The sequence below is a fragment of the Sorangium sp. So ce185 genome, assembly GCF_051526825.1.
GTDB classification, from domain to species: Bacteria; Myxococcota_A; Polyangia; order Polyangiales; family Polyangiaceae; genus Sorangium; species Sorangium cellulosum_D.
In genome coordinates this window covers 8257426-8282808 of record NZ_CP150316.1, presented here as the reverse complement: position 1 = coordinate 8282808, position 25383 = coordinate 8257426, and the positions used below count along the sequence as shown (strand labels likewise).

Annotated in this window: 19 protein-coding genes; 16 read left to right on the top strand and 3 right to left on the bottom strand. The window is 70.1% G+C overall.

The window, feature by feature from the left end; translation table 11 throughout:
- The first annotated feature begins 16 nt into the window (after nt 1–16).
- From tssH to WMF26_RS30295, 16 genes are all read left to right on the top strand, one after another.
- Nucleotides 17–2716: a type VI secretion system ATPase TssH gene (gene tssH / locus WMF26_RS30370; protein WP_437949698.1), complete on the top strand. Its 2700-nt coding sequence runs from the start codon at nt 17–19 to the stop codon at nt 2714–2716.
- 63 nt (nt 2717–2779) lie between these two features.
- A complete protein-coding gene (gene tssJ / locus WMF26_RS30365) occupies nt 2780–3571 on the top strand; it encodes a type VI secretion system lipoprotein TssJ (protein ID WP_437995543.1) in 792 nt (263 codons plus the stop codon).
- Nucleotides 3572–3756: 185 nt separating this feature from the next.
- Nucleotides 3757–5118, top strand: coding sequence for a type VI secretion system baseplate subunit TssK (gene tssK / locus WMF26_RS30360; protein WP_061627898.1), 1362 nt, complete (start codon nt 3757–3759; stop codon nt 5116–5118).
- 34 nt (nt 5119–5152) lie between these two features.
- Entirely contained in the window at nt 5153–5830 is a 678-nt protein-coding gene (locus tag WMF26_RS30355) for a DotU family type IV/VI secretion system protein (RefSeq protein WP_020737975.1), read from the top strand.
- Nucleotides 5831–5872: 42 nt separating this feature from the next.
- Nucleotides 5873–9589, top strand: a complete 3717-nt coding sequence (gene tssM / locus WMF26_RS30350) for a type VI secretion system membrane subunit TssM (protein ID WP_437995542.1) — start codon at nt 5873–5875, stop codon at nt 9587–9589.
- Nucleotides 9590–9825: 236 nt separating this feature from the next.
- Complete coding sequence (gene tagF, locus WMF26_RS30345) at nt 9826–10845, top strand: type VI secretion system-associated protein TagF (RefSeq protein WP_437331866.1); 1020 nt, start codon at nt 9826–9828, stop codon at nt 10843–10845.
- A 119-nt stretch (nt 10846–10964) separates the two neighbouring features.
- Nucleotides 10965–12641 (top strand): type VI secretion system protein TssA, encoded by a 1677-nt coding sequence (tssA, locus tag WMF26_RS30340; protein WP_437995541.1) that lies wholly within the window; start codon nt 10965–10967, stop codon nt 12639–12641.
- 163 nt (nt 12642–12804) lie between these two features.
- A complete protein-coding gene (tssB, locus tag WMF26_RS30335) occupies nt 12805–13296 on the top strand; it encodes a type VI secretion system contractile sheath small subunit (protein ID WP_437313251.1) in 492 nt (163 codons plus the stop codon).
- 3 nt (nt 13297–13299) lie between these two features.
- Nucleotides 13300–14784 carry a type VI secretion system contractile sheath large subunit gene (tssC, locus tag WMF26_RS30330; RefSeq protein ID WP_061628583.1) on the top strand — a complete coding sequence of 495 codons (1485 nt, stop codon included), beginning with the start codon at nt 13300–13302 and terminating at the stop codon, nt 14782–14784.
- Between the two features lie 194 nt (nt 14785–14978).
- Nucleotides 14979–15569 (top strand): TIGR00730 family Rossman fold protein, encoded by a 591-nt coding sequence (locus tag WMF26_RS30325; protein ID WP_437995540.1) that lies wholly within the window; start codon nt 14979–14981, stop codon nt 15567–15569.
- A 551-nt stretch (nt 15570–16120) separates the two neighbouring features.
- Entirely contained in the window at nt 16121–17275 is a 1155-nt protein-coding gene (locus WMF26_RS30320) for a glycosyltransferase family 1 protein (RefSeq protein WP_437995539.1), read from the top strand.
- Nucleotides 17260–18384, top strand: coding sequence for a UDP-galactopyranose mutase (glf, locus tag WMF26_RS30315; protein ID WP_437331862.1), 1125 nt, complete (start codon nt 17260–17262; stop codon nt 18382–18384). The genes WMF26_RS30320 and glf overlap by 16 nt, the downstream gene beginning before the upstream one ends.
- Nucleotides 18385–18433: 49 nt before the next feature.
- Nucleotides 18434–20323, top strand: a complete 1890-nt coding sequence (locus WMF26_RS30310) for a glycoside hydrolase family 2 protein (RefSeq protein ID WP_437995538.1) — start codon at nt 18434–18436, stop codon at nt 20321–20323.
- Nucleotides 20320–21432: a galactokinase gene (gene galK, locus WMF26_RS30305; protein ID WP_437995537.1), complete on the top strand. Its 1113-nt coding sequence runs from the start codon at nt 20320–20322 to the stop codon at nt 21430–21432. The genes WMF26_RS30310 and galK overlap by 4 nt, the downstream gene beginning before the upstream one ends.
- A complete protein-coding gene (locus tag WMF26_RS30300) occupies nt 21429–22751 on the top strand; it encodes a family 1 glycosylhydrolase (protein ID WP_437995536.1) in 1323 nt (440 codons plus the stop codon). The genes galK and WMF26_RS30300 overlap by 4 nt, the downstream gene beginning before the upstream one ends.
- A gap of 60 nt (nt 22752–22811) precedes the next feature.
- Nucleotides 22812–23852: a hypothetical protein gene (locus WMF26_RS30295; protein ID WP_437995535.1), complete on the top strand. Its 1041-nt coding sequence runs from the start codon at nt 22812–22814 to the stop codon at nt 23850–23852.
- Here WMF26_RS30295 and WMF26_RS30290 read toward each other — a convergent pair.
- The 3 genes from WMF26_RS30290 to WMF26_RS30280 are packed head-to-tail and all read right to left on the bottom strand — an operon-like array spanning nt 23846 to nt 25355.
- Nucleotides 23846–24289 carry a hypothetical protein gene (locus tag WMF26_RS30290; RefSeq protein WP_437995534.1) on the bottom strand — a complete coding sequence of 148 codons (444 nt, stop codon included), beginning with the start codon at nt 24287–24289 and terminating at the stop codon, nt 23846–23848. The genes WMF26_RS30295 and WMF26_RS30290 overlap by 7 nt on opposite strands.
- Nucleotides 24290–24300: 11 nt before the next feature.
- Complete coding sequence (locus WMF26_RS30285) at nt 24301–24693, bottom strand: DUF4150 domain-containing protein (RefSeq protein WP_437331856.1); 393 nt, start codon at nt 24691–24693, stop codon at nt 24301–24303.
- Nucleotides 24694–24704: 11 nt separating this feature from the next.
- Entirely contained in the window at nt 24705–25355 is a 651-nt protein-coding gene (locus WMF26_RS30280; protein ID WP_437331855.1) for a DUF3540 domain-containing protein, read from the bottom strand.
- Nucleotides 25356–25383: the final 28 nt, after the last annotated feature.

Here is a 25383-nt window from a genome sequence, read left to right as displayed (position 1 = left end):
GCGCGCCTCGGTTAGCATGCCTCGCATGCAGCTCGTCGACACCAAGGCCATCGTCAAGCGACTCACCAAGAACTGCACTTCAGCCCTCGAGGCGGCGATTGGCCAGTGTGTCAACGCGCGCCACTACGAGGTCACGCTCGAGCACCTGCTCCTCGCGCTGCTCGACGACGCGAACTCCGACATCGCGTTTCTCGTATCCCACTATGATCTCGACCCGTCGCACCTCCGCGCCGCGCTCCAGCGCAGCCTGGAGGAGCTGAGGAAGGGCAACGCCGGCAGGCCGGTGCTCTCTCCGACGATGCTCGAGTGGATGCAGGACGCCTATCTCGTCGGATCCATGGAGTATGGCTACCAGCGGGTGCGGAGCGGCGTGCTCTTCCAGCGCCTCGTCCAGCAGCCGACCCGGTACTCGGTGAGCGGCATCGGCGCTTACCTCGAGGGCATCTCGAAAGACGATCTCAAGACCAATCTCTCCAAGATCGTCTCCGGCTCGAAGGAGGAGGCCGAGGCCGCCGCGGCGTCCGCGGGCGCGCCCGGGGCGGGGAAGCTGCCGGCCGGCATGGCGAGCGCCGGGCCCGACTCGGCCCTGGCGAAGTTCTGCGTCGACTACACCGGCAAGGCGCGCGCGGGGCAGATCGATCCGATCTTCGGCCGCGAGCGGGAGATCCGGCAGGTCATCGACATCCTCGCGCGGCGCCGCAAGAATAACCCGATCATCGTCGGCGACGCGGGCGTCGGCAAGACGGCGCTCGTCGAGGGGCTCGCGCTGCTCATCGTCGAGAGCACGCCGGAGAACCCGAAGGTGCCGCCGCTCCTGCAAGGGGTCGACATCCTCGGGCTCGACATGGGCCTGCTCCAGGCGGGCGCCGGCGTGAAGGGCGAGTTCGAGAACCGCATGAAGCAGGTGATCGCCGAGGTGAAGGGGTCGCCGAAGCCGATCATCCTCTTCATCGACGAGGCGCACACGCTCATCGGCGCGGGCGGCCAGCAGGGCGGCGGCGACGCGGCCAACCTGCTCAAGCCGGCGCTCGCCCGCGGCGAGCTCCGCACGATCGCGGCCACGACGTGGAGCGAGTACAAGAAGTACTTCGAGAAGGACGCGGCGCTGGAGCGGCGCTTCCAGCCCGTCAAGGTCGACGAGCCGAGCGAGCCGGCCGCCGTCGTGATGCTCCGCGGGCTCCGGCCGAAGTTCGAGCAGGCCCACAACGTCATCATCCAGGACGAGGCGGTGACCGCCGCGGTGCGGCTCTCGGCGCGCTACCTGACCGGCAGGCAGCTGCCGGACAAGGCGGTCGACCTGCTCGACACGTGCGCGGCGCGGGTGAAGGTCGCGCTGCAGCAGCGCCCCGCCGCGGTCGAGGACGCCGAGATCCTCATCGTGAACACCGAGACCGAGCTCAAGGCGCTCGAGCGCGATCGGGACAAGGGCGTGCACATCGACGCCGAGCGGGTCGCCGAGCTCAAGGACCGCCTCGCCAAGGCGAAGGCCGAGCTCGAGGAGGTGCGCGCCGCCTACGCGAAGGAGACGGCCGGCACGCAGAAGGTCATCGACGCCCGCAAGAAGATGGACGAGGCGAAGTCGAACGAGGAGCGCGACGCCGCCCGCCGCGAGGTGGTGAAGGCCCTCGACGAGCTCAAGCAGAGCCAGGGCGAGGTGCCGCTGATCCGGCCGGACGTCGACGAGGCGATGGTGGCGAGCGTCGTGGCGGCGTGGACGGGCATCCCCGTCGGCAAGATGGTCCAGGACGACGTGAAGGCGCTCCTCGAGATGGAGGACCGGCTGACCCGGCGGATCAAGGGGCAGACGCACGGCATCGTGACCATCTCGAAGGAGCTCCGGAGCGCGCGCGCGGGCCTGAAGCCGCTGAGCACGCCGCAGGGCGTGTTCCTGCTCGTCGGGCCGAGCGGCGTCGGCAAGACGGAGACCGCGCTCGGCATCGCCGACCTCATGTTCGGCGGCGAGCGGATGATGACCGTCATCAACATGTCCGAGTTCCAGGAGAAGCACACGGTCTCCCGGCTCATCGGCTCGCCGCCCGGCTACGTCGGCTACGGCGAGGGCGGCATGCTCACCGAGGCCGTGCGCCAGCGGCCCTACACGGTCGTGCTCCTCGACGAGGTCGAGAAGGCCGATCCCGACGTGCTGAACCTGTTCTACCAGGTGTTCGACAAGGGCATGCTGAGCGACGGCGAGGGGCGGCTCGTCGACTTCAAGAACACGGTCATCATCCTGACGAGCAACCTCGCGACCGACAAGATCACGAACATGACGATCGCCGCGCGCGAGGAGGACCCGGCGCGGCGGCTCGACGCCGACGGCGAGTTCATCAAGGAGGTGGTCGAGGCGATCAAGCCGACGCTCTCGGCGCACTTCAAGCCGGCGCTGCTCGCCCGCATGACGACGGTGCCGTACCTGCCGATCTCGCCCGACGCGCTCGGCGAGATCACGCGGCTCAAGCTGGACGCGCTCGTCGATCGCCTGCGCAAGAGCCAGCGGATCGAGGCGTCGTACTCGGACGCGCTCGTCGACACGATCGCCGCGCGCTGCACCGAGGTCGACACGGGCGCGCGCAACATCGATCACATCCTCCGGGCGTCGCTCCTGCCGCAGCTCTCGGTCGCCGTCCTCGAGAAGATGGCGGAGGGCCCGCTCCCGAAGCGGCTCCAGATCGGGGTCGACGCCGAGAAGAACTTCACGGTGTCGTTCTCGGACTAATCGACCGCGCCCGCGCACCGAAAGTTGTACGGGCCGTGAGACTCCGCATAAATTGGGCGGAGCATGGTCGCGTTCGCCAAGCTCCTACAGCGTTCGATGTGGCTCGGGGAGCCGCGTTCGCCCTCCCCCGCGGGGGAGGGCCCGCCGCGCAGGCCGGCGCCTCGACCCGGGCCGGCGTCGCTCCTCCGCGGGGCGGCCCCGGGGAGGGCCGCCGCGCTGGTCGCGGCGGCGACGCTCGCCGCCGCCGCGCTCGCCGGCCTGCCCGCGGCGGTGGCGGGCTGCACGTCCCCCGCGCCACCGCCCGCCGCCCCCGAGCCGTGCGACGTCCAGATCGTGACGCTGTCGATCTACGCGTCCGACAACATCAACCCCAACGAGAACGGCAACCCGCGGCCCGTCGTCGTGCGGCTCTACCAGCTGAAGAGCAGCGCGCGCATGGAGAACGCGACGTACGATCAGATCCTGCTCCGGGACAAGGAGACGCTCGAGGACGACCTCGCCAAGGTCGACGAGGTCGAGGTCTTCCCGAACGACCTCGTCGAGGTGAAGTTCGAGCGCCTGCCGGACGCGAGCCACCTCGTCGGCGCCGCCCTGTTCCACAGCCCGAAGGGGAGCAGCTGGAAGACGTTCTACGAGTTCCCGCTGCCGCCCGGAGAGGCCCAGTGCGGCGGGCGCGAGAGCGACGCGGGGCCGCCCGTGGCCGACCCGCGGGTCGCGTTCTTCATCGACTCGACAAAGATCGACAACGGGGTCGAGATGGACGAGTCGATGTTCCCCAACGCGACCGCCGTGCGGCGGCTCAACCTGCCGAAGAAGGCGGCCGCGCCGGAGGCGCCGTCCGCGCCGAGGCGGTAGCGGCCCATGGTGCGCCCCGGTCGTCCTCGATGCGGTGCTCGATCGCTCGCGGGAGCGGCGAGCGGCGCGGCGCGCGCGGCGCGGCGTGATGGCGCGACGCGCGCGGTCCGGCGTCGCGGCGCCCCGCGCGCGGCCAGCTTTCGCGCCGCGCTGCGCGGCACATCTGATAAGACTGGACGGGCGACATGATCCACCCGCGTAAGCCTGTCTGGACCGAGGGGCTCTTCATGACCCCTCAGCATCTGCAGCAGTCGGACGTCTACCACGAGACGCTGCTCCACGCGCGCCTCCACGCGGTCGTGGGCTACGACTGGGGCATCACGTCCGCGCAGTTCGACGAGCGGGCGCTCTCGGCCGGGCAGTTCAAGGTGGTCAAGTGCCACGGCGTCTTCCCCGACGGGACGCCGTTCTTCATCGGCGATCGCGGCGAGGACCAGGTCGAGGCGCGGCCGCTCGAGGGCGCCTTCCCGGCCGCGCTGCAGGATCTCGACGTCTACCTCGGCATCCCGAACCTGCGCGAGACCGCGGCGAACATCAGCCTCGACCCGGCGAAGGCGGGGCCGGCCCAGCGGTTCGTGGCGTCCCAGGCGACGGTCCCGGACGTGAACTCCGGGCGCAACGACACGTCGGTCACCTGGGCCCGCACCAACCTGCGGCTCATCTTCGGCACCGAGCCGCGCGACGCGTACCAGACCGTGCGCATCGCGCAGCTCACCCGCGACCGCTCCGGCGCGATCGTCCTCCGGAAGAGCTTCATCCCGTCGGTCCTCCGCATCAACTCGTCCGACCACATCATGTCCGGCCTCCGGCGGGTGCTGTCGGCGCTGGTCGGCAAGCAGAAGTCGCTCGTCGAGGGGCGGCGCATGCGCACCGCGGCGTCGGTCGACTTCCAGGCCTCCGACCTCACGAAGTTCTGGCTGCTCCACACCCTGAACTCGTACATCCCGGTCGTGTCGCACCTCGTCGACCACGGCCGCGCGCACCCGGAGCAGTGCTTCGTCGTCATCGGCTCGCTCATCGGCGAGCTCTGCACCTTCTCGGCGGCCGACAGCGACCCGACGACGATCCCCAAGTTCAACTACCTCGACCTGGAGGGCGTCCTCGACCCGATGTTCGATCGGGCGGTCGCGCTCATCAGCGGGGTCGTCACGGACCAGTTCATCATCGTGCCGCTCGAGAAGCGCGAGGACGGCATGTACCTTGGCAGGTTCGATGACCCGAAGGTGCCGCGCACCCACGAGATGTTCCTCGAGGCGAAGGGCACGGACGAGGCCACGCTGCGCGAGCGGCTCCCGCGCCTGCTCAAGATCGGCTCGTGGACGCAGATCGGGCACATCCTGCACTCCGCGACGCCCGGCGTGAACGTCGCCATCGAGTACCGGCCGCCGGGCGCGATCCCGGTCAAGCCGGGGCTCGTCTACCTCCGCGTCAACCAGTCCGGCGATTACTGGAACGACATCCTCGGCTCTGGCACGATCGCCATCTACCAGCCTATCGAACCGCAGAAGGTCGACCTCCGGCTGATCGGGGTCCCGACGGGGAAGTGATCGTGCCTGGCCGCCCCATCCGGGTGAGGAGCCCATGAGCCTCTCGCAGACGATGTACTTTGTTTGCTCCGACGTGCTGTCGCTGATCCTGCAGCTCAGGAACTCGCGCGACCTGCCGGCGCCGGACATCCTCCAGCGGCGCGTCCTCGGCCTGTTCGACACGATGATGCAGAACGGGCGGGAGGCCCGCATCCCCGAGCAGGACATGATCGACGCGAAGTTCGCGCTCGCGGCCTTCGCCGACGAGGTGATCTTCAACTCGAACTGGCCCGGCAGGACGCAGTGGCTCCAGAACCCGCTGCAGTTCCAGTTCTTCCAGCTGAACACGGCCGGCGACGGGTTCTTCACGAACCTCGACAACCTCTACGGCCAGCGCGGCAGAAACCACGTCGCGCAAATCTACTTCCTGTGCTTGGCCCTCGGCTTCCAGGGGAAATATCGTCTCCGGCAGCAGGAGGGCCTCGGCGCGGTCATCGAGGGTGTGGGCAACTACGTCGCCGTCGCCGAGGGCGGCGGGGACGTCCTCGCGCCGAACGCGGAGCGCAAGGACGGGGGCGCCGGCGCGGTGCGCCGCGAGCTGCCCTACCTGGCGATCGCGCTCGGCCTGCTCGTGCTGGCCGTCCTCGTGGTCATCGTGCTCCGGCTCGTCGTGGCCTCGGACGCGGAGGGCGTGGCCGACCAGATCAAGAAGCTGATCAGCACAGGGACCTAGGCGACTCCGCCCGTCCTCTGTTGTTCCCGAGGGAGACTTCCGATGTGGCTGTGGATCCTGAGCGCCCTGTTCCTCGCCGCCGTGTGGGGAGTATGGTTCATGCTGCGCCCCGCGGGAGGGGAGGGGGCCGAGGTGCTGCCGATCGAGATCCCGATCGCGGCGACGGCGGCCGTCCTCTTGCTGCTGGCGGGGCTCGCGATCTACCGGCGGATCCGGGCGGCGCGCGCCGCGCGGGCGCTCGAGAAGGCGATCGCGCAGCAGGCGCAGGAGCAGGTGATCAACGCGAAGCCGGAGCGGCGCGCCGAGATCCAGGAGCTGAGCCGGCAGATGCAGGAGGGCATCGCCGCGCTGAAGGCCTCGAAGCTCGGCGGCGGCCGGCGCGGCGCCGACGCGCTGTACGTCCTGCCCTGGTACGTGATGGTCGGCCCGCCCGGCGCCGGCAAGACCACCGCGCTCCGCCACTCGGGGCTCGTGTTCCCGTACATCGACCCGGAGCGCACCGGCGTGCGCGGCGTCGGCGGCACCCGCAACTGCGAGTGGTGGTTCACGAACGAGGCGATCCTCCTCGACACCGCCGGCAGGTACACGACCGAGAGCGACGACCACGACGAGTGGATGGCGTTCCTCGAGCTCCTGCTCCAGTACCGCGAGCACAAGCCGCTCAACGGCGTCATCGTCGCGGTGAGCATGAGCGAGCTGCTCGACGCGAGCGACGACCAGATCGATCAGACCGGCAAGAAGATCCGCGCGCGCATCGACGAGATGCAGCGGACGCTGCACATGACCCTGCCGGTCTACGTGCTCTTCACGAAGACCGACCTCGTGGCGGGCTTCACCGAGTACTTCGGCGACCTGAAGAAGAGCGAGCGCGCCCAGGCCTGGGGCGCCACCGTGCGGCTCGACGAGGGCAAGTCCGAGCCCGGCAAGATCTTCGATCGCGAGTTCGACGTGCTCATCGAGCGGCTCCACGCCCGCCTGACGAAGCGGCTCATCGGCGAGCGGAGCCGCGACGTGAAGGAGAAGGCCTACCAGTTCCCGCTCGAGTTCGCGGCGGTGAAGCGCAACCTCTCGGACTTCATCGCGGCGGCGTTCGCGCCCGGGGCCGGCGCGGCCCCCGCGCCGATCCTGCGCGGGTTCTACTTCACGAGCGGCGTCCAGGAGGGGCGGCCGCTCGATCGCGTGGTCGGGGCGATGGGCCGGGCGTTCGGGCTGCGCGCGGCGCTCGGCGAGGGCGAGGAGGAGGCGGCGCTCCCGAAGGAGTCGAAGAGCTTCTTCCTGCACGACGTCTTCACGAACGTCGTCTTCCCCGATCAGGATCTCGCGGCGCGCAGCGAGGCCGAGCTCCGGCGGCGCCGCTTGCAGCGGATCCTGGTGGCGGCGGTGGCGGCGTTCGTCGCCCTCCTGTTCCTGCTCCCGGCGGTGATCTCGTACTTCAACAACAGGGCGCTCGTCGCCGAGACGAGGCGCATCTCGGACGAGATCGCGTTCGTGGACTGGTCCGGGCGGAGCGGCGCCCCGCCGAACGTGCCCGCGAACATCGACAAGCTCGACCGGCTGCAGGGGCACGTGGGGAAGCTCGATCAGTACGTCGAGAACACGCCCCTCGACCATGGCTGGTTCATGTTCCAGGGGGACAAGCTCTTCCCGCCGACGATGGGGCAGTACATCAAGAGCCTGAAGCAGGGGTTCGTCGGCCCGGCGAAGGCGCAGCTCGAGGCGAAGCTCGAGCGGGTGCGCGACGGGGAGTTCCTGGACGGCTACAACGCCCTGCGCAGCTACCTCCTGCTCGGCAAGGGCTTCCAGGAACACATGGATGAGCAGGCGGCGCGGTGGCAGACCGGCCGGCTGGTCCAGGTCTGGGCCGACATCCTGAAGCCGTTCACCGACATGCCCGAGAGCGACCTCAAGGAGCGGCTCACGCCGCACGTCGCCTATTACATCGACCTCGTGCGGCGCAACAAGCTCGAGGCCGAGGAGCTGAACGATCCGCTCATCGCGAGGGCGCGGGCCGATCTCCTGCGGGTCGACCCGACGAAGCGCTACTACGACCAGTTCGTGACGAGCCTGATCGACCAGAAGTACGACGAGTCGGGGCCGAACACGCCGGAGAACCTGAAGTACCCGCCGGTGTCCCTGGACGAGATGTTCGCGGACCGGCCCGAGGTGCTGACCGTCATCCACAGCGCGCAGAAGAACCGGGGCGGGCCCTGGTTCAAGGTGGAGGGGCCCTACACGGCCAAGGGGCACGCGCAGGTGCTCGAGTCGCTCAAGGAGGGGAGGAAGAAGCTCGAGCGCGAGCTCTGGGTGCTCCCGCTGTCGAACGACGAGAAACGGAGCGGCGATCAGATCCAGAAGGAGCTCGACCGCGTCCGGCAGGACTACGACAACGCGTACATCGCGCAGTGGGAGGCGTTCTTCCGCGACATCCAGGTCGACATCCCGAAGACGAACCGGGACGCGATCCACGAGTTCCGGGTCCTCTCCACGCCCGACTGGCCCTACCGGCGGCTGCTCCAGCGGCTCCACGACGAGACGCAGTTCCCGGTGGAGAAGCCGAACGTGCTCACCGCGGACGGCGGCATCATCGACAGGGCCAAGGACATGTTCGCGCAGCGGGTCGAGCGGCGGACGAACGTGCAGATCGGCTCGATGCTCCCGGGGCAGGGCGGGCGCGAGCACTACGACCCGGTGCCCGACAAGTTCGAGTCGATGGCGGGCTTCGGGGTGCCGGCGGCGCCGGCGGAGGAAGGGCAGCCCCCGCCGCCTCCGCCCAAGCTGGGCCAGTACGTCGGCCACCTCGAGCGGCTCGCCGGGGAGATGAGCGTCGTCGAGGACGGGCCGCCGGACACGGACACCTCGAGGGCGACGGAGGCGTTCCAGGACGCGGTGAAAGAGACCCAGACGCTCCTGCTCTCGATGGACCAGACCGGGCAGCGGCTGATGGAGCCGCTCCTCATGAACCCCCTCCGGCAGGCGTACAAGGCGGTCGTGCGGCGCGCCGGCGGCGCGGCGAGCGGCATCTGGGAGGTCGAGGTCTGGCCGCACTACCGCGACAAGATCAAGGACCGGTACCCGTTCAACCTCGCCTCCTCCCGCGACGCCTCGCTCGAGGACGCGATGGCCTTCTTCAAGCCGAAGGACGGCGTGCTCTGGGGCTTCTACGAGACGTACCTGAAGGGCTTCCACTACCAGGTCGGGCACGAGTACTTCCCGAAGTCGCACCTGTCGGGGCAGCCGCAAGCGGCGAAGCCGTTCACGCCGTTCAACGCGAACCTGTACAACTGCCTGAGGCGCTCGGACGAGATCACCGACGCGCTCTTCGGGGGCGGCGGCGCCGAGGGGCCCAAGGTCGTCTTCCACATCAACATGAAGACGGTCAGCCCCATCGTGAGCGAGGTGGTCTTCGAGGTCGACGGCCAGAAGAGGCTCTATCGCAACGAGAAGGAGTTCTGGCACACCTTCAACTGGCCCGGAGAGGGCGCGAAGGGCGCGAGGATCCAGGTGCGCGGCGCAGGCGGGCTCGACGAGGAGCTCGTGCGCGAAGGGCCCTGGGGGATCTTCCGGCTGTTCGAGGCCGGGACCACGACCGCCCAGAAAGACAACGACGCGCTCTTCACGGTGACCTGGCAGATGACCGCTCCGCCCGTGACCGTCACCATGGAGATCCGGCCGACCCGCGGGAACCATCCGTTCCCGGCGAGCTTCTTCCGGGCGACCAACTGCCCGCCCAGCATCGGTGATCGCTTCGGCAAAGGGTGATCCGGACAGCAACGGAGCCGGCGGGGGAGGGGGTGTCGTGCGGGGGGCCGGCGGGGGCCCCTCCCGCGAACTCGCGCCTTTTGGTGGCTATGGCCGTGGGGACGGGAGAGCTGGGCTGTGAGGTGGGCGCTGCGATGCGGGCCGGCGCTCGGATTCGCGGGGCCCTCCCCCGCCGGCCCCCGCACGCACGGCCCCCTCCCCGCACGCTCCCGCTGCGACCACGACCAACCGGGAAGGTGGTAGCGCTCGGTGAGCAGTTCGTGGTTCACTCCCAGGCCGTCATGTTCTGGCGCCGCAAGAAGGGCCCAGCCGCTCCGCCGCAGATCGGCTGCTTCGGCAAGCTGCCCGCCACGGGCGACTTCATCCGGCTGAACGCAGGAGGCGAAGAGCTCGCCGCCTTCGACCGATGGCTGGGCGCGTCCATCGATTTCGCCCGGCGCGCCATGGGCCCCCATTTCGATGCGTATTACCAGCCGGCGCTGGGCCTCTTCGTCTTCCACGGCGACCCGAAGGGCGACGAGCCGCCCGCCCGCGGGCTCGTGGGCGCATGGGCCGCGAGCGGCGACAACGCCGGCCGGCTCTACCCGATCGTCGTGTTCGGCTCGTACGACTACGACCAGCTCCTCGCCGCAGGGCCGTCGCTCCCCATCACCCTGTTCCCGCTCCTCGCCGCCGCCCACGACGCCGCGACGAACGGCCGGTCCATGCCCGTCGACGCCTTCCTCCACCGCGTCTCCCAGATCGCGCCGCCGTCGCTCGACGACCCGGACGCGTCGAACGCCGCCTACCGCGCCTGGCTCAAGACCCAGCCGATGAAGGCGCTCTGGGACGCAGGCTTCGGCACCGACGCGAGCCGCTTCTGGGTGCTGCAGAACATCCTCGACTCGGTGATGCCGTTCCGCGGCCAGGAGCTCCCCAGGACAGGGCTCGCGCTCCGGCTGCCGCTCGGCGCAGGCGACGCCTACGCCGCCGCCGTGTGGATGGACATGACCCTCCGCCTGTCGAAATGGGGACGCACGCTGATGAACGCGTTCTGGACGCCCCAGCGCACCCTGCTCCTCCACCTCGGACCCCCCCACGTGGGCTCGTTCCGCGAGATGATCGCCCCCACCACCCAGGCCGAGCACATCGCCGACCTCTGCGGACCCCCGCCGGTCGAAGAGCACGTTTCCCGACACGCGCTCGGGCCGGAGCTCGACGCCCTCGTCGCCCGCACCGACCTGTCGCTCGACAGCTTCCTGGAGGCCCTCGGCTGAGCCCGTGCCCGAGCCCACGACCCCCGATCCGCCGCGTGCGCCGCCGCTCCGGCGCGCCGCCATCGACGCCCGCCGATTCGCCGTCCACGCTCGGGACGTCTTGATATCCTTCGCGCCCCATGGCCGCTGAAGACGCCATCCAGAAATCCAAAGCGCGGATCGAGACGCTGTTCGCTCCCATCGACGGCGGCGTCGGCGCCGACGTCACCTACGACGAGGCGTTCGAGGCCCTCAAGAACGAGGTCGATAAGCTGCAGTCGCTCGCGGGCGGCAAGGTCGACTGGTCCCGCGTCGTGACCGGCGCCGACGAGATCCTGAGCGAGAAGTCCAAGGACTTCCGCGTCGCGCTCTACTACGCGGCGGCGAAGGCGCAGCTCGACAGGCTCCCCGGCCTGCTCGACGGGCTCGTGCTCGTGCAGGAGCTGAACAACGCGTTCTGGGACACGATGTACCCCGCGCTCCGGCGGCCCAAGGCGCGCGGCAACCTGTGCGCCTGGTTCGGCGACATCGCGGCCTCGACGCTCGCCGGCGTGACGCCCTCCGCCGCGGAGCGCGACGTGGTGAACGCCATCGACCAGGTGAGCCGCGCCCTCGACGCCGACCTCAGCAACCGGCTCGGCGACGCCTACGGCGGCTTCGGCCAGCTCCGGAGCGCGATCCGCAGCGTCGTCGCGAGCCTCCCCGCCGAGGCGCCGCCGCCGCCGCCACCCCCGCCGCCGCCACCGCCGCCGCCGCCGAAGGCGGCCGAGGCGGCGATCGTCCAGGCGCCGGCGGCCACGCCGGTGATCGTCACGCCGGCGCCGCCGCCGCCGCCGCCGCAAGTCGTCGTCACGAGCAGCCCGGGGCTCAGCCTGGAGGCGATCGTCGACGAGGACTCCGCGCTCACCGTCCTCGGCCGCTGCGCGCCCCTGATCGCGCGCGCGGGCGACGCGCTCCGGGCGACGAACCCGAAGCGCGCGGCCGCGTACCGCGTCCTCCGCATCGGGCTCTGGATCGACATCCTCGACGACCCCGGGGCCGGATCCCCGAACAGCACCACCGGGGTCCCGCCGCCGCCCGATCACGTGCAGCGGGCGCTCCCGGCGCTGACGAGCCAGAGGGCGTTCGCCGACATCCTGCCGCTCGTCGACGAGTACGCGCAGAGCTACCCCCTCTGGCTCGATCCGCACCGGTACGCGGCGAACGCGCTCGAGCAGCTCGGCGACGACTACGCCGACGCCCGGCGGGCCGTGCTCGTCGAGATGGGCGTCCTCATGCTCCGCGCGCCGCTCCTGGCGACGCTCAAGTTCAACGACGGCACGCCGTTCGCGGACGCCGAGACGCAGACCTGGCTCTCGAACGACGTGGCGGCCGCCTTCGGCTCGGGGGGCGCCGGCGCCCCCGCGAGGCCGCGGAGCTACCTCGACAAGCCGCTCTCCGAGGCCCGCGGGCTCGTCGCGAACGAGCAGCCCGTCGACGCGATGGTCCTCCTCGAGAAGGCGGCGGCCGCCGCTCCGTCGGCGCTGGACCGCTTCCGCGTGCGGCTCGCGATGGCGCAGATCAACGTCGAGCTGTCCCAGTTCCTCGTGGCGCGCGCGCAGCTCGAGGCGCTGGAGCACATCGTCGAGCACCACCGACTCACCACCTGGCAGCCGGATCTCTGCGCGGAGCTCTACGCCGCGCTCCATACATGCTACCGCGCCCTGAACGAGCGCGACGACGTCACCCCCGAGGCCAGGGCGAAGGAGGTGCTCTGCTTCGAGCGCGTCTGCCAGCTCGACGCTGCGCTCGCCCTGAAACTTTCGCTGGGGGTCTGAGGGCCCCGACGGGGGGCGAGGCGGGGACGAGGGGGCGGCCGAGGACGATGAGAAGGCGGATGCGCGTCGCGCCGAGAAGCTTGCCCGGAGGGCCGGGGTTTTGGTCTATGCTCGTACGGCCTGCGGGCGCTCCGCCCGCTGCTGACGGGGAAAGGAGCCTGCGATGAAAGAGGGATCGGTCGCGCCGAAGGAGCGCGTGAACATCACGTACAAGCCGGCCACGGGGAACGCGAAGGAGGACGTCGAGCTGCCGCTGAAGCTCCTGATGCTCGGCGACTACACGCAGCGCCCGGATCCGCGGCCCCTCGAGGACCGCAAGCCGATCAACGTGGACAAGGACAACTTCCAGAAGGTCATGAGCGAGCAGAAGCTCGCGCTCACCTTCAACGTCAAGGACGTCCTGTCCGAGCAGGAGAACAGCGAGCTCACGGTCAACCTCAAGTTCCGCCGGCTGAGCGACATGGAGCCCGAGGCCATCGCGACCCAGGTGCCGGAGCTCAAGAAGCTCCTCGACCTGCGCGCCGCGCTGACGGCCCTCAAGGGGCCGCTCGGGAACGAGAAGGCGTTCCGCAACAAGATTCAGCAGATCCTGAGCGACCCGGCTCAGCGCAACAAGATCGTGAGCGAGCTCGGGCTCGACAAGGAAGGGGAGTGAGCGATGGCGACGGAGACACAGGCCGCGGGGAGCGCAGGCGTCCAGACCCTGGAGGGAGGGTCGCTGCTCGACGAGATCCTCGCCGAGACGAAGATGACGCCCGGCGACGAGGGGTACGAGATCGCCAAGCGGGGCGTGCAGGCCTTCATCTCGGAGCTCGTCGCCCCGCGGCGCGAGGGTGAGAAGGTCGACAAGGCCTTCGTCGACGCGCTGATCGCGGAGATCGACGTCAAGCTCTCGCGGCAGATCGACGAGATCCTCCACCACCCCAGCTTCCAGAAGCTCGAGTCCGCCTGGCGCGGCCTCAAGTTCGTCATCGACCGCTGCGACTTTCGCGAGAACGTCAAGGTCGAGATGCTCAACTGCTCCAAGGAGGACCTCCTCGCCGATTTCGAGGACGCCCCCGAGGTGCCGAAGAGCGGCCTGTACAAGCTCGTCTATTCGGCGGAGTTCGGCCAGTTCGGCGGCAAGCCGGTCGGCGCGATCATCGCGAACTACGAGTTCGGCCCCGGCCCCCAGGACATCGCGCTGCTCCAGAAGTGCGCCGCCGTCGCGGCGATGTCGCACGCGCCGTTCATCGCGGCGGCGGGCGCGCAGTTCTTCGGCCTCAAGGACTTCATCGGGCTGCCCAACCTGAAGGACCTGAAGGCGCTCTTCGAGGGGCCGCAGTACACGAAGTGGAACGCGTTCCGCGAGACCGAGGACTCGCGCTACGTCGGCCTCGTGATGCCGCGCTTCCTGCTCCGCCTGCCCTTCGGCGCCAACACCGTCCCGGTGAAGGCGTTCAACTACGAAGAGGACGTGATCGGCAAGCACGACGCGTACTGCTGGGGCAACGCGACGTACGCCTTCGCCACCCGGCTCGCCGACAGCTTCGCCAAGTACCGCTGGTGTCCGAACATCATCGGCCCGCAGGCGGGCGGCGCGGTGGAGAACCTGCCGCTTCATCAGTACGAGGCGATGGGCGAGATCCAGACCAAGATCCCGACCGAGATCATGCTCACCGAGCGGCGCGAGTTCGAGCTGTCCGAGGAGGGCTTCATCGGGCTCACGTTCCGCAAGGACTCGGACAACGCCTGCTTCTTCTCGGCGAACTCGGCGCAGAAGCCCAAGTTCTACGGGCAGAGCGAGGAGGGCAGGGCGGCCGAGATGAACTACCGGCTCGGGACGCAGCTGCCGTACATGTTCATCATGTGCCGCATCGCGCACTACCTGAAGGTGCTGCAGCGCGAGCAGATCGGGACGTGGAAGGAGCGCGCCGACCTCGAGAGGGAGCTGAACGAGTGGATCGGCCAGTACGTCGCCGATCAGGACGTCGTCTCCGCCGCGACCCGCGGGCGCCGGCCGCTCCGCAAGGCGAGGATCATCGTGACCGAGGTGCCGGGCAACGCCGGCTGGTACAAGGTCGACATGCAGGTGCGCCCGCACTTCAAGTACATGGGCGCGTTCTTCACGCTGAGCCTCGTCGGCAAGCTCGACAAGGAGTGAGCGGCCGGCCACGGCACCGCGCTGCCCGCGCGGTGCCTGGCCGCGCAGCGGGCGGCCGGGCTACGCAGCGGGCGGCCAGGCTACGCAGCGGGCGGCCAAGGCTACGCAGCGGGCGGCCAGGCTACGCAGCGTGGGGCGACGCCGCGAAGCGGGCGGCCCTGGAACGAGCCCGCCCGCCGGCGTAGGCTCGGGCGATGAGGAAACTCTCAAGGATCTGCGTCTATTGCGGGTCGAGCGCCGGCGCGTCGCCGGCCTACCGCGCGGCGGCCGTTCAGGTCGGGGAGCTCCTGGCCGCGCGAGGGATCGGGCTCGTGTACGGGGGCGGCCACGTGGGGCTCATGGGCGCGGTCGCCGACGCGGTGCTCGCGGCCGGCGGGGAGGCGATCGGCGTCATCCCCCACTTCCTCAACCAGCGCGAGATCGAGCACCGGGGCCTGACGGAGCTCCACGTGGTCGAGACGATGCACGAGCGCAAGGCGAAGATGGCCGCGCTCTCCGACGCCTTCATCGCCCTGCCGGGGGGCATCGGGACGCTGGAGGAGCTGTTCGAGGTGTGGACCTGGACGCAGCTCGGGTCTCAGGAGAAGCCGGTCGGGCTGCTCGACGTCGCCGGGTATTACCGGCCGCTGATCGCCTTTCTGGATCATGTGGTGGCCGAGCGGTTCCTCAAGCCGGGCCACCGCGCGATGCTCCAGGTCGAGAGCGACGCCGAGGCGCTCCTGGGGCTGCTCGCCGCCTGGCGCCCGACCGTCGAGTACAAGTGGATGGCGCCCGACGAGCGGTAAGCGCGTCGCTCGACGCGAAGTCGGGAGCGAGGTTCATTCCTTCAAATCGAGCGCATTTCTCATCCGCCCTGTCGAGGACCCGGCCGCGCGCGCTCACGAAACGCGGCCGCACTGCGGTGGTCGATCAGGCGATACCCTAGCTCGTATCCGGATCTCTCCTTAGCTCCGCTGCATGAGGGGCACTCCCGAGCGCTCCGGCAAGCATCGTGCATCTACGACACTGCGCTCGCGCCCGGAGGCGCGTCGAAGGGCGCGGCGCAGGTTGCATCTTTTGTGAAGGCCCCACAGGAAACGCCCGAACGCGGCGCGTTTTGCCTCATCTGTGGCAAGTTCGCCGGTTCTCGCGTCCAGCGATCATGGCGCCGGCGAGCGTACTTCGATGTTCAGCGCTCTGCCCAGCCCATGTAGCGGATTGCCGCGCGTTTCACGGCGGCCGCGCGGCCCGGCCGCGATGTCCCCGTCAATGGCTTCATCCCGTCGTCGGCCCGTAAATTGCTAAAATGCTAAAAAACGGCGCGGTACGTTCTCAATTCACAGAAATCGGAGACAAGATGAAGCAGGTCGGGCCCGATCTCATCTGTTTGTCGCACCTGCGCTGGAACTTCGTCTTCCAGCGACCGAACCATCTGATGAGCCGCTTCGCGCAGGAGAGGCGGGTTTACTTCGTCGAAGAGCCCGTGTTCGAGGACGGGCCCCCGAGGCTCGAGGCGAGGCACATCGAGGCCAATCTCACCGTCGTCGTCCCCCACCTCCGCCACGGCACCGAGCAGGAGGAGGCCCTCGCGCAGCAGCGCCGCCTGCTCAACTCCTTCGTGCGGGAGCAGGACGTCCGGCAGCCGATCCTGTGGTTCTACACGCCGATGTCGCTGCCGATCGCCGCGGACGTGGAGCCGTCGCTCGTCGTCTACGACTGCATGGATGAGCTCTCCGCCTTCCGCGGCGCCCCGCCCATCCTCCGGGAGCGGGAGCGGGAGCTCTTCGCGCGCGCCGATCTCGTGTTCACCGGCGGCCAGAGCCTCTACGAGGCGAAGCGCGCCCAGCACCCGTCGGTGCACGCCTTCCCGAGCAGCGTCGACGCGGCCCACTTCGCGAGGGCGCGCGAGCACGCCGCGGACCCGGACGACCAGCGCGACATCCCGAGGCCGCGGCTCGGGTTCTTCGGCGTCATCGACGAGCGGCTCGACGTCGAGCTCGTCGCCCGCGTGGCCAAGGAGCGCCCCGACTTCCAGCTCGTCATGCTGGGGCCGGTCGTGAAGATCGACCCGGCCACGCTGCCCCGGCTGCCGAACATCCACTGGCTCGGCCAGAAGTCATATCAGGATCTTCCGGCCTACCTCGGCGGCTGGGACGTCGCACTCATGCCGTTCGCGCTCAACGAGGCGACCCGGTTCATCAGCCCGACGAAGACGCTCGAGTACCTCGCCGCGGGCAAGCCGGTCGTCTCCACCGCCATCCGCGACGTGGTCACGCCCTACGGCGAGAAGAAGGCGGTGCACATCGCCGACGCCTCCACGTTCGTCGCCGCGGCCCTCGCAGCGCTCGCGGGGCCGCGCGAGGAGCACATCGCGATCGCGGACGAGATGGTGAGCGCGACGTCGTGGGACAAGACGTGGCGCTCGATGTCGAAGCTCATCGCTGACGCACTCCAATCCAAGCGTCCGGCGGCTGTCCGGGCGGAAGGGAACGTACCGTGTTCGACACTCTGATCGTAGGTGCCGGGTTCGCTGGCAGCGTGCTCGCCGAGCGCCTTGCCTCGCAGATGAACAAGTCGGTCCTCCTGTGCGACAAGCGTCCGCACATCGGCGGCAACGCGTACGACTACCACGATGACGCCGGGGTCCTCATCCACAAGTACGGCCCCCACATCTTCCACACCGCGTCGCCGCGGATCTTCCGCTATCTGTCGCAGTTCACGGAGTGGCGCCCGTACGAGCACCGCGTGCTCGCGCACGTCGACGACAAGCTCGTCCCGTTCCCGATCAACGTGGATACGGTCAACGCCCTCTACGGGACCAACTACTCGCCCGCCGAGGTCGAGGCGTTCTTCGCCCGCGTCGCCGAGCCGATCAAGCACTGCCGCACCTCCGAGGACGCGGTCGTCAGCAAGGTGGGCCGGGAGCTCTACGAGAAGTTCTTCCGCAACTACACGCGCAAGCAGTGGGGGCTCGACCCGTCGGAGCTCGACGCCTCGGTCGCCTCGCGCGTGCCGGCGCGCACGAACTACGACTCCCGGTACTTCACGGACGAGTTCCAGGCCATGCCGCTGCGCGGCTACACGCGGATGTTCGAGAACATGCTGGACCACAAGAAGATCCGGATTCTCCTGAACACAGATTACCGCGACATCATGAACGAGGTGAGCTTCAAGGAGATGATCTACACGGGCCCGGTAGACTCCTTCTTCGACTTCCGCTACGGGAAGCTCCCTTACCGCTCCCTGGAGTTCAAGTTCGAGACGCATGACAAGGAGACCTTCCAGCCCGGCGCGGTCGTCAACTACCCGAACGAGCACGCGTATACCCGCATCACGGAGTTCAAGTACCTCACGGGGCAGCAGCACCCGAAGACGAGCATCGTGTACGAGTTCCCGAGGGCCGAGGGCGACCCCTACTACCCGGTGCCGCGGCCCGAGAACGCGGAGATCTACCGGAAGTACAAGGCCCTCGCCGACGCGACGCCGAACGTGCATTTCGTCGGGCGGCTCGCGACGTACCGGTACTACAACATGGACCAGGTCGTGGGTCAGGCGCTCGCCACCTTCGACCACATCCGCGAAGCCAAGCTCGACGGAGCAGCGGTGACCGTCGCCGCCTAACGGACCCATGCCTCGACAGCACCTTGCACAGATCGGTATCCCAGGTTCGGTGCCGCCGCCGGCCGACAGCGGCGCTGCCCGCGGCTACCCGCGCCCGCTGCTCCGGCGAGAGGGCTGGACCTCGCTGAACGGGGCGTGGGAGTTCGCCCTCGATCCCCGGGCGGAGTGGAGCTCGCCGGCCGACGCGCGCTTCGACAGGACGATCGAGGTGCCGTTCGCCCCGGAGACGCCGCGGAGCGGGGTCGGCGAGACCGGCTTCTTCAAGGCCTGCTGGTACAGGCGCCAGGTCAAGGTGCCGGAGCTCGACCCCGCCGAGCGGCTCATCCTGCACTTCGGCGCCGTGGACTACCTGGCCAGGGTGTGGATCGAGGGCAGCTTCGCCGGCGAGCACGAGGGCGGCTACACGCCGTTCGAGCTCGACATCACCGAGCACGTGAAGGGGCGCGAGAGCGTCACGATCGTGGTTCAGGCCCACGACGATCCGAACGACCTCGCGAAGCCGCGCGGCAAGCAGGACTGGAAGCTCGAGCCTCACTCCATCTGGTACCCGCGGACCACGGGGATCTGGCAGACGGTGTGGCTCGAGCGCGTGCCGCGCATGCGCGTCGAGTACCTCCGGTGGACCCCGAACCTCGAGCGCTGGGAGATCGCGGTCGAGGTCCGCGTCGCCAACGCGCCGGTGGAGGGCGCGCGCGTCGGCGTGCGGCTGCGCGTCGGCGACATGACGATCGCGAACGACCAGTACACGGTCGTGGCCGGGGAGGTCCACCGGCGCATCACGCTCTCCGACCCAGGCATCGACGACTTCCGCAACGAGCTCCTGTGGTGCCCCGAGCGCCCGACGCTGATCGAGGCCGACATCGTCCTCTACGACCAGTCCGGGATGACGATCGACCGCGTGAAGAGCTACACGGCGCTGCGCTCGGTGGCCGTCCGCGGGGACCGCTTCCTCCTGAACGGGCGGGCGTACGTCCTCAGGATGGTGCTCGACCAGGGCTACTGGGAGGGGACCGGGATCACCGCCCCCGACGACGAGGCGCTGCGCCGCGACGTCGAGCTCACGAAGCAGATGGGCTTCAACGGCGCCCGGAAGCACCAGAAGATCGAGGATCCGCGGTACCTCTACTGGGCCGACAAGCTCGGCCTGCTCGTGTGGGAGGAGATGCCGAGCGCCTACCGGCACACGCGCAAGTCGATCGAGCGGCTCGCGCGGCAGTGGCTCGAGGCGATCCGGCGGGACATCAGCCACCCGTGCATCGTCGCGTGGGTGCCGTTCAACGAGTCGTGGGGCGTCCCGAACCTGCCGGACAACCCGAACGAGCGGCACTACGTGCAGGCGCTCTATCACCTCACGAGGTCGATGGACTACACGAGGCCGGTCATCGGCAACGACGGGTGGGAGAGCGTGGCGACCGACATCATCGGGATCCACGACTACGATCCGTCGCCCGAGCGCATCGCGCGCCGCTACTTCGCGCACGACGTCGTGCCCAAGCTGCTGAAGCGGGAGAGGCCCGGGGGGCGCGCCCTCGTGCTCGACCCGTCGGTCAGCCACGAGACCGCGATCGTGCTGTCGGAGTTCGGCGGGATCGCGGTCGCGCCCGGCGGCGGCGACGGCGGCACGTGGGGGTACTCCGCGTGCAGGACCTCGGAGGAGTTCGCCGAGCGCTACACGAAGCTCATGAAGGTGATCAACTCCCTCGAGCTGCTCGCCGGCTTCTGTTACACGCAGTTCGCCGACACGTACCAGGAGGCGAACGGCCTCCTCCACGCCGACCGCACGCCGAAGTTCCCGCTCCACAAGATGGCGGCGGCGACGCAGGGGATCCCGTTCGTCGGCCCGAACGAGACGCCCTCGACGCTGAGCGACGGGGGGCTCGCGGACATGCCGGCCCTTGCGGACATGCCCGGGCTCGTGGACATGGGTGCGCCGCGATGACCGCGCGCGGGCTGGGCTTCGAGGCCGTCTTCGGCCGCCCGGCGAAGCTCGCGGCCGAGGCGCCGGGGCGCGTGAACCTGATCGGCGAGCACACCGATTACAGCGGCGGGTACGTGCTGCCGACGGCGATCCCGCAGAAGACGCGCATCGAGATCGCGCCGCGGGACGACGGGCTCGTCCAGGTCGCGAGCGAGAACGTGGACGGCGGCGCCCCGCTCTCGTTCCGCGCCGGCGAGGAGGCGCGCCGCGGCCTGTGGCTCGACTACGTGCAGGGCATCACCGCGGTCCTCCGCGGCCGGGGCGCGTCGATCCCGGGCTTCGACGCGAAGGTAGCGTCGTCGGTGCCGCTCGGCAGCGGCCTGTCGTCGAGCGCCTCGCTGCTCGTGGCGCTCGCCCGCGCCTTGCGGTCGATGCTCGATCTCTCCATCGACGACGTGGAGATCGCCCGCATCGCGCACGCGGCGGAGCACGACTTCGTGGGCGCGCCCGTCGGGAACATGGATCAGATGGCCGCGAGCCTCGCCGACGAGCACACGGCGCTGTTCATCGACACGAGGACCCTCGCGTTCGAGCGCATCCCGCTGCCCGCCGAGGCCGAGCTGCTCGTCGTGAACTCGGGGGTGGCGCACCAGCACGCGAGCGGCGACTACAAGACGCGGCGCGCGGAGTGCGAGCGCGCCGCGGCCCTGCTCGGCGTGCCGCAGCTCCGGGACGTCGACGCGGCCGCCGAGCAGCGCATCGCGTCGCTGCCGGCGCCGCTCGACCGGCGCGCGCGCCACGTGGTGACCGAGAACGCCCGGGTGCTCGCCGCCGTGGCCGCGCTCCGCGCCGGGGATCTCGGCCGTTTGGGCGAGCTCTTCGACGCGTCGCACCGGTCGATGCGCGACGACTTCGAGGTGTCGGTGCCGGCGGTCGACGCGCTGGTGGAGAGCGCGCGGGCGCAGCCGGACGTCTTCGGCGCCCGGCTGACCGGCGGCGGCTTCGGCGGCTCGATCGTGGCCCTGGTGAAGCGCGGCTGCGCGGCACAGGTGGGCCGGGCGGTCGTGGAGGCCTACGGGCGAACGCCGGGCCGGCACGCGACGGTGCTGGTGGGAGGGGTGGCCCCGTGAGCGAGCGCGCCGGGATCGCGCTCTGGGCCGGCGTCGAGTGCACGGTCAACCGCGTCGGCGACCAGTACTTCAACCAGCTGGAGCGCACGGGCCACCACGGCCGCATCACCGATCTGGACCTGCTCGCGGAGCTCGGGGTCACGGCCGTCCGGTACCCGGTCCTCTGGGAGCGCACGGCCCCGGACGGCCCGCGGAGCGCCGATTTTTCGTGGGCAGACGAGCGCCTCCACCGGCTGCGGGAGCTCGGCATCGACGTGATCGTCGGGCTGGTCCACCACGGCAGCGGCCCGCCGTGGACCAGCCTGATGGAGGACAACTTCGCGAGCGGCCTCGCGGAGTTCGCCGGCGCCGTGGCGGAGCGCTACCCGTGGGTGCGCGACTTCACGCCGGTGAACGAGCCGCTCACGACCGCGCGCTTCAGCGCGCTCTACGGGCACTGGTACCCGCACCGCCGGGACTCGGCCTCCCTCATGCGCGCGCTGCTCGTGGAGACGCGCGCCACCGCGGCCGCGATGCGCGCGATCCGGCGGGTGCGCCCGGACGCGCGGCTCGTGCAGACGGAGGACTTCGGCGCGATCGCCAGCACGCCCCGGCTCGCCTACCAGGCGGAGTTCGAGAACCACCGGCGCTGGCTGAGCCTCGATCTGCTGTACGGGCGCGTCGACGCCGCGCACCCGCTGCGCCAGCACCTCCGCGACTGCGGCGTGAGCGACGAGGAGCTCGCGCGGCTCGCGGCGGAGCCGTGCCCGCCGGACGTGATCGGCGTGAACTACTACCTGACGAGCGATCGGTTCCTCGATCACCGCGTCGAGCGCTACCCCTCGTGGACGCACGGCGGCAACGGGCGCGACGCGTACGCCGACGTGGAGGCGGTGCGCGTCCGGGAGGAGGGGATCTTCGGCCACCACGAGGTGCTGCGCGACGTCTGGCGGCGGTACGCGACGCCGATCGCGATCACCGAGGTCCACCTCGGGTGCACGCCGGAGGAGCAGATCCGCTGGCTTGTGGAGGCGTGGGAGGGCGCGCGCGCGGCCCGGGCGGAGGGCGCCGACGTGCGGGCGGTGACGCTGTGGTCCGCCTTCGGGGCGTACGACTGGGACAGCCTGGTCACCCAGGCGCGCGGCCACTACGAGCCGGGGGTCTTCGACGTGCGCGGGCCCGCGCCGCGGCCCACGGCGCTCGCGGCGGTCGCGAAGGAGCTCGCGTCCACCGGCCGGACCGAGCACCCGCTCGCCGGGGCGCCGGGCTGGTGGCGGCGCGACGAGCGGCTGCTCTACGGGGCGCCGCGATCGACGGAAGCGGCGCTGGCGGCCGGGTAGGCCGGCGTTCCAGCCGTGCTCTCCGCTCCGTGGGGAGCCGCAGGGCGATACCCTGGCGTCATGAACCATGGTTCGTGGACTGCTGGGATCCTCGCGGCGCTGGCCTCTTTCCTGGCGATGGAGGCCAGCGCGGGCGCGTGCGGCATGCCGTATCCGGGCGTGACCGAGGTCTTCCCGGCGAGCGGCGCGACGACCCCGGGGAACGCCGCGCTCTTCTTCGCCGGCCACGCCCTCTCGCTGGACGCCGTGTCGGTGACGGTCGACGGCGAGCCGGCGAGCCTCGTGGCCGCGCCGGACGTGCCGGCGGCGGGGTACGATCTCGTCGCGCGGATCGAGCCGCCGCCCGGCGAGGGGCAGGCGATCGTGATCGAGGGCAGCTTCTGCCCGGACGAGGGGTGCGAGGCGACGCGGATCGAGCTCACGGCCGGCGCCGCGGACACCGAGGCGCCGCCGACGCCGAGCGGGCTCTCGTTCGACCTCTACGATTATGCCGACGCCACGCCGAGCAGCGGGAGCTGCGAGTCGCACAGCCACCTCGCGTGGTGGGTCACGGCCGAGGGCGATGCTGCGGGGACCGGCGAGTCCCCCGTGATCTACACGGTCGAGGCGTTCCGGGACGTCAGCTTCACGGAGCCGGTGTTCTCGACGAGCCGGCTCACGACCGACGCGTCGGTGACCATGGCCATCCATCAGACCGTGGACGTGCTCGCCGGCGTCGATGCCCCGACGGCGCTCTGCTTCCGGGTCACGGCGATGGATGCGGCCGGGAACGTCGCCGGCGAGGCCGTGCACGCCTGCAGGCCTTGCTTCTACAGGAAGGATCCGGAGACGGCGCAGCCGAGCTCTTCGCGGCCGTCGGAGCCGGAGTGGACGGAGCAGGACGTCTATCCCGGGGGAACGTGCGATTCAGGGATGGAGCCGGGCAGCGGCGGCGGGGGCGCTGGCGATGGCGACGACGACGAGGACGCCGCGGTGCGCGGCTGCAGCTGCCGCGCCGCCGGCGAGCGCGGCCCGGGCGGCGCGGCGGCGCTCGGGGGAGCGGCGCTCGCGCTGCTCGCGTGCGCGGCGCGGGCCCGGCGAAGGGAGCGCTGCCCTCACTGATCCCACTCGATCACGATCCGCTTTGGGTCCTCCGGATCCACCTTCACCGCGACCGGCTCCTTGCTCGTCAGCTGCCCCACCCGCAGCCGCGGCACGCTGTGCCGGATGACCGCCGTGTACGGCTCGCGGTTCTCGAGCATCACGTGCAGGTGGAGCGTTACCACCGGATCCCGGTTGGTCGTCACGCCGGTGTCGTCGAACTTCGTGATGATCGCCTTGCCCGGGAGCCCCGACGCCCGGATGCGCGCGGTCCGCGCGTTGACCTTGCCCCAGAAGAAGAGGATCGCGCCCATGAGCAGGCAGAAGAAGGCGACCTGGCCGAGCGCCGCTCGGTTCTTGCCGAGGTGCGCCGAGAGGACCGCATACGCGCCGTCGGACACCGACGCCGCGCCGAACAGCAGGCCGAGGAGCGCGAGGAGGACGCCGGCGATGATCATGACAGGCCTCCTCAGGGCGCCAGGAGCAGCACCTTGACCTGGCTCGGGACGAGCCGCATCCCCGGGCAGTTCGTGGAGTTTTGCAGGCTCATGCTGGTCATCCTCGTCGCGGGGATGCCGCCGATCAGGCACGTGAACGCGCCCGTGAGATGGCGGCTCGGGCCCATGACCATCCCGGACGCCACCCCCATGTTGATCCCGGTGTTGTCGCCGTTCGTCAGCGGGACCGTCGTCGCCATGTTGTGCGCCGGGGTGCCCATGAACAGGATGTTGTACGCCGCGGGGACGCCCATCGGGCCGGCCGCGATGTTCGGATAAGGAATGGGGACCGGCGCCGGCGTCGGCGTGAGGCAGACGTCGGGGAACCCGAGATCCAGGCCCATCATCTGGGAGTTCGCGAACATGGCAGCGCCTCCTATCCGAGGTGAATCTGCTCGCCGTCGAGCTTGACCAGCTCCTCGGCGGTGACCAGCGTGTTCTCGCCCCGCAGGCTCGCCGTCTGCTTCGCGGCGTAGTCGATGCGATCGGCGCGCACGTGGTCGAACTGCTCGATGAGGCGATACGACCTCTTGAGCTTCTGCGTGAGCCGCTCGGCCACCGTCTCGAGGCTGGTGAAGACCATCTTGGCCTTCTCCACCTCGGCGTGGACCGCCGCGCCGAAGCAGGAGAGGCGCTGGAAGACGACGTTGCCTTCGACGGTGTTGACCCGGACGCCGGCAGACGCGACCGAGACGTCCTTGCCCGACGCGAGATCGATGCCCTCCTGCGCGGCGACCCGGAAGCGACCTCGCCGCAGCTGGAGCTCGATGTCGCCGTCGTGCACGACGCGCGCGGCCGCCCCCGGCGCGCGCTCCAGGACCGCCAGGACATAGCTCTTGCCGCGCTCGGACCTGGCGAGCAGCACGACGTCGCCGACCTCGGGCTCGACGAGGCAGCTCACCGCGCGCTGCGCCTCGTGCTCGCCCGTGCCCGCGCGGACGACGAAGCCGCCCGCGCCCGCGCCGACGACCCGCCCGGTCTCCTGGAACGTCTCCGTGCTCTCGAGCTTCCGTGCCAGATTCTGCATCGATGTCCTGCTCATCCGATCGTCACAC